Genomic DNA, 3286 nt, shown 5'->3' on the forward strand with positions numbered 1-3286 from the left:
GGCTCACGATCGCGCGCCTGCTGCTCGCGAAGCCCCGCGTGGTCGTGCTCGACGAGGCCACGGCCAGCCTGGACTCGACGTCCGAGGCCGCGGTGCAGGCCGCCCTCGCCGAGGCGCTGGCCGGGCGCACCGCGCTGGTGATCGCGCACCGGCTCTCCACGATCCGCGACGCCGACCAGATCCTCGTGGTGGAGGAGGGCCGGATCATCGAGCGCGGCACCCACCATGAGCTGCTGGCGCACGAGGCACGCTACGCCGACCTCCACCACACCCAGTTCGCGGAGCCCACCGCCGCCTGACCCCGCCCGCACTATGGAGCCACAACTGTCGAAATCGACCCTCGAAACGACAGTTATGGCTCCATAATGCGGCGTTGGATGCCGTCCAGCATGCTCCGCAGGCCCGTCTCGAAGATCTCGTCCAGGTCGAGGCCGGTGTCCGTGTGGAGGAAGACGCGGACCGAGTTCGGGAAGGCGCCGGACTCCATCACCGCCCGGGTGGTGTCCTCGCGGGCGATCAGCCACTCCGAGAGCGTCAGGCCCGTCTCGGCCTCCTCCCGGCGTTCGGCCTCGAGGCTGCCCGCCGAGCCGTGGACGTACACGAACAGCGAGAGATGGAGCCGGAAGATCGTCGGGTCGTCGAACCCGAGGCCGGTCAGCGCGCGGATGTTCCACTCGGAGTAGGGCATCTGGTTCGGGCCGGCGTACGGCCTGGTCAACGACGTCATGCGGGCCAGCCACGGATGCCTGCGGTACATCGCCCAGAGCCTGCGGCCCGAGAGCTCGAGCTGCGCCCGCCAGCCCGCGGGCGGCGACGGCGGCAGCGGGAACTCCCCGAACGCCGCGTCCCGCATGAGCAGCAGCAGCTCCTCCTTGCCGGGGACGTGCCGGTACAGCGACATCGCGCCCGTGCCGAGCTCCGACGCGACCCGGCGCATGGACAGCGCGTCGACGCCCTCGGCGTCGGCGATCCGCATCGCCGCACGCACGATCCGGCCCCGACCGAGCTCCGGTTCGGGTTCGCGCACCCCGCCCGCGACGACCGTGCCCACCCCCGGGAGCACCCGCACGAGCCCCTCCTGGCGCAGCGCCGCGAGCACCTTGCTGGCGGTGGCCATCGCGATCCCGAACTCGGCGACGATCTGCCGCGTGGACGGCACGCGTTCGCCGGGCGACAGCTCGCCCGCCTCGATCCGCGCCCGGATCACCTCGACGACCTCCCGGTACGCCATGCCCCCTCCTCCGTACTAGTGCACCCCCGATGCACCTCGACAGCGCACTAGAGCACGTTACTGCGATCGATCGTATCTCCTGATGAAGGCATTGCGAACACCTGCGTACGTCGTACTCTCAGTGCATCACCACACAGGAGGAACCATGACCGGCACCGTCCTCGTCTCCGGCGCGGGAATCGCAGGCCCCACCCTCGCGTACTGGCTGCGCGCGCACGGGTTCACGGTGACCGTCGTCGAGTCCGCGCCCGGGCCGCGACCCGGCGGACAGACCGTCGACCTGCGCGGAGCCGGCCGGACGATCATCGAACGGATGGGCCTGATGCCCGCCGTCCGCGCCGCCTGCATGGATCAGGAGGGCCTGGCGTACGTCGACTCCGCGGGCACGCACCTCGCCGAGATGCGCGTCGACGACCTCGGCGGCGACGGGATCGTGAGCGAGCTCGAGATCCTCCGCGGCGACCTCGCGCAGATCCTGCTCGACGCCACGAGCGACTGCGAGTACCTCTTCGGCACCCGGGTCACCGCGCTCGACGACCGCCGCGTCACCTTCGCGGACGGCTCGGTCCGCGAGTTCGACCTCGTCATCGGCGCCGACGGCCCGCACTCGGGCATCCGGCGGCTCGCGTTCGGCCCGGAGGAGCAGTTCGTGCGGTCGATCGGCGGCTACACGGCCTGGTTCACCGCGCCCGACCCGGTCGGCCTGGACGGCTGGTACCAGATGTACAACGAGCCCGGCCGGGTCGCCTCGGCCCGCCCGGACACCACCCCGGGCCGCGCCAAGGCCGGGCTGGCGTTCCTGTCCGAGCCGCTGGAGTACGACCGGCGAGACGTCGCGGAGCAGAAGGCGCTCGTCGCCGAGCGGATGGCGGGCATGGGCTGGAGGACGCCGGAGCTGGTCGAGGCCATGCACACCGCCGACGATTTCTACCTCGACCTCCTCGCCCAGGTGAGGATGGAGCACTGGACCACCGGGCGGGTCGCGCTCGTCGGCGACGCCGGGTACTGCCCCTCCCCCCTCACCGGCCTGGGGACGAGCCTGGCCCTGGTCGGCGCGTACGTGCTGGCGGGCGAGCTGAGCAGGCACGCGGACCACGGCGCGGCGTTCGCGGCCTACGAGGAGCGGATGCGCCCGTACGTCACTCAGAGCCAGGCGCTGCCGCCCGGCGGGATCAAGGGCTACGCGCCGCCGACCCGGCGGGCGATCCGGAACGGGATCCTGGCCACGAGGCTGATGGTCAGCCGCCCGCTGCGCGGCCTGACCAGGAGGCTCTTCTTCTCGAAGGCGGACGCGATCGAGCTGCCGGACTACGCGACGCTCAGCGGAAGTCGTCGGGGCTGACCTCGTCGAGGAACTCGCGGAACTCGCGGAGCTGTTCGACGGGCGGGGCGTCCGTCCCGTCCGGGAACAGCTCCGCGGTCTGCTGGCCGACCTCGTCGAGGATCTCCTCCGCCACCCCGATCGCGAGGCCCTCGCGGACCGCGACCGCGAGCGCGTCCGACGGCCGCACGGACACCCTGACCTGCCCCGACCCGTGCTCGACGAGGAGCTCGGCGGTGTACACGCCGTCGACCAGCGAGGTGATGTCCGCGCCGGCGAGCCGACCGCCGAGCGCCTCGACGACCGGCACCAGCACGTCCTGGCTCAGCGCGGTCTCCGGCTCCCCCTCCCGCGCCCCGACCGCGATCACCTCGGCCTGCTGGGGCCGCAGGAAGATCGGGACGCAGCGCGGCCCGTCGACCTCGCCGAGGACCAGCACCGGCTGCCGGCTCAGGGCGTGGACGACCAGCCGGAGCACCCGCATCGCACGCATCTGATCAGTGTGCTGGGTCACATGGTGGCCCGCCGTCTCAGATCGAGACCGCTACGTTCTGCCGATGGACCGCAGGACGGCCGTGGCCGACGAGGCCCGTGCGATCGCCGACGCCTGGTCGGCGCCGGGCTCCCCGCCGCAGTGGTGGCTCACCGCGGCGCTGCTCACGGCCATCGCCGAGGACGAGGTGCTGCTGGACCTCGGGGCCGAGATCCAGCCGGACCGCAGCCCCGCCCTGCTC

The 3286-nt window shown here is 72.3% G+C and carries 3 protein-coding genes and 1 pseudogene; 2 read left to right on the forward strand and 2 right to left on the reverse strand.

Annotated elements, in window-relative coordinates; genetic code table 11:
* Positions 1–299, forward strand: a pseudogene (locus H5J29_RS26380) (ABC transporter ATP-binding protein); the annotation flags it as partial.
* Positions 300–352: 53 nt separating this feature from the next.
* On the opposite strand, the gene H5J29_RS26385 reads toward H5J29_RS26380, so the two are convergent.
* A complete protein-coding gene (locus H5J29_RS26385) occupies positions 353–1231 on the reverse strand; it encodes a TetR/AcrR family transcriptional regulator C-terminal domain-containing protein (RefSeq protein ID WP_181783714.1) in 879 nt (292 codons plus the stop codon).
* A 145-nt stretch (positions 1232–1376) separates the two neighbouring features.
* Here H5J29_RS26385 and H5J29_RS26390 point away from each other — a divergent pair, with 145 nt between their 5' ends.
* Positions 1377–2573 carry an FAD-dependent monooxygenase gene (locus H5J29_RS26390; RefSeq protein WP_181783715.1) on the forward strand — a complete coding sequence of 399 codons (1197 nt, stop codon included), beginning with the start codon at positions 1377–1379 and terminating at the stop codon, positions 2571–2573.
* Here the strand turns inward: H5J29_RS26390 and H5J29_RS26395 are convergent.
* Complete coding sequence (locus H5J29_RS26395) at positions 2551–3045, reverse strand: bifunctional nuclease family protein (protein ID WP_181783716.1); 495 nt, start codon at positions 3043–3045, stop codon at positions 2551–2553. The two genes, H5J29_RS26390 and H5J29_RS26395, sit on opposite strands and share 23 nt — an antisense overlap.
* Between the last annotated feature and the right edge of the window lie 241 nt (positions 3046–3286).

The sequence above is a fragment of the Pseudonocardia pini genome (assembly GCF_013870575.1).
GTDB lineage: Bacteria > Actinomycetota > Actinomycetes > Mycobacteriales > Pseudonocardiaceae > Pseudonocardia > Pseudonocardia pini.